Origin of the sequence: Salegentibacter sp. (assembly GCF_041642575.1) — a bacterium.
GTDB lineage: Bacteria > Bacteroidota > Bacteroidia > Flavobacteriales > Flavobacteriaceae > Salegentibacter.
In genome coordinates, this window is the sequence record NZ_JBEPWD010000055.1 from 1 (window position 1) to 1,577 (window position 1,577).

Annotated in this window: 2 protein-coding genes; both read right to left on the minus strand. The window is 38.9% G+C overall.

Annotated elements, in window-relative coordinates:
- Nucleotides 1-1,175: M56 family metallopeptidase (locus tag ACESK1_RS09095; RefSeq protein WP_372919874.1), on the minus strand; the 1,175-nt coding region annotated here is incomplete at its 3' end.
- A complete protein-coding gene (locus tag ACESK1_RS09100; protein WP_372919875.1) occupies nt 1,175-1,537 on the minus strand; it encodes a BlaI/MecI/CopY family transcriptional regulator in 363 nt (120 codons plus the stop codon). The genes ACESK1_RS09095 and ACESK1_RS09100, both read right to left, overlap by 1 nt.
- Between the last annotated feature and the right edge of the window lie 40 nt (nt 1,538-1,577).

Consider the following 1,577-nt stretch of genomic DNA (forward strand, 5'->3'; position numbering starts at 1 on the left):
GTCATACACTCCTTGCGTCCATTATTGGATGTCAACTCTTCACAACCTGGAAAAACAGGCACTTCATCGATAACGGCAAAAGGCACATCCTCACCGGATTCTACATTTTTTGTTTGAGAAGGCGGTGATGGTGGCGTGGGCGGATAGTTTCCGTCTTCTATTATCTGTTGCATAAGACTAAAAAATTCTTGCTTTTCATCTGCAGTCAACTCCCTTCCGTCTTCCAATGCCATTTTTATTTCTGTTATTTTCTCTGAAATGGATTGATCATCTGTTCTTATTTCCTCAGAATTATCCGAACAAGCCACATAGGTTAACATCACCAGCAAGAGCGGAACGATGATAAGGAATTTAAATTTTGCGATTGATTTTGATCTCGATTTTTGTAACATAATAATTCGTTTTTTGATTAATGAATGATTGAAAAACTGATTGATAAATGAAATATTACGGGTATTAAAAGCGGTGTTGAGCAACTGCTCATAATACTTGCCTTTTCCGGTGCGCTTTACCACTTTGGCATCGGCGATGAACTCGTGCAAAGTGGAGATTCGGTTTTGATAGATATAGATGAGCGGATTGAACCAGAAAATAATCTTCTGAATTTCAAAGAACATCAGGTCCATACTATGCTTTTGATGAATATGTACCAGCTCATGTGAAAGAATTTGCTGTCTTTCGCTTTCAGTTATTTTATCTCCCAGAAAAACCGTGTTAAAAAAGGTGCAGGCTATCTTTGAGTTCGGGATCTCTATGATTCTGAAATTCTTTCCTTCTGAAATTTTCCGGAAACGAAACAGGCGGTTTAGTCTGGAGAATCTTTGAAGAAAGACTATCAACGCAGCAAGCAATCCGAAACCATAAAAAACGAACCACCAATTCACCTGAAACCCTTGTTCACTCAATACTACCTCCGGCAGTTGCTGGACTGCCTCCGATTGATTTCCTATAAAAACCTCGGGCAACAAAACGGCGGACCAAACCTGTACCGATTCAGCCGGGAAAAGGTCTCCTAACCCTCCAATCTTCAGCAAAGGAAGCAGAAGGGAAAGCACCGGCGTGAGTAATAGATAGGCACGGTTAGCATTAAAAAAGGTTTCCTTTTTCAGCAAAATTTCATAGACCAGCAAAAAAGCCAGTTGAAAAAGTATTACCTGTAAAATATACTGTAGCATTAGTCCTCTTTTTTATTGATTTCCTTCAAAATAGCTTCCAGGTCTTTAGTGCTCATCTCATTCTTCTTCATAAAAAAGGAGACCATATTTTTAAAAGACCCGTTAAAATAAGAATCCATTAGCTTGTTTATGCTTTGGTTACTGTAGGTTTCGCGTTCCAGCAGCGGAAAATATAAATAGCCTTTTCCCTTCTTTTCATGTGCTACAAATCCTTTGTCTTCCAATATCCTCACAATGGTAGAAACCGTATTATAAGCTGGTTTCGGCTCGGGCATTTCCTCTATTATGGAAGCGACATTGGCTTTTTCCAATTTCCAGAGTATTTGCATGATCTCTTCTTCTGCTTTAGTGAGTTGTTTCATATTAATGATTTGTCATTTCCGCGAAGGCGGAAATCTAATT

Bases quoted from the DNA above. Each gene is read 5' to 3' on its own strand.
- ACESK1_RS09100 (WP_372919875.1), bottom strand. From the start codon at position 1,537: ATGAAACAACTCACTAAAGCAGAAGAAGAGATCATGCAAATACTCTGG.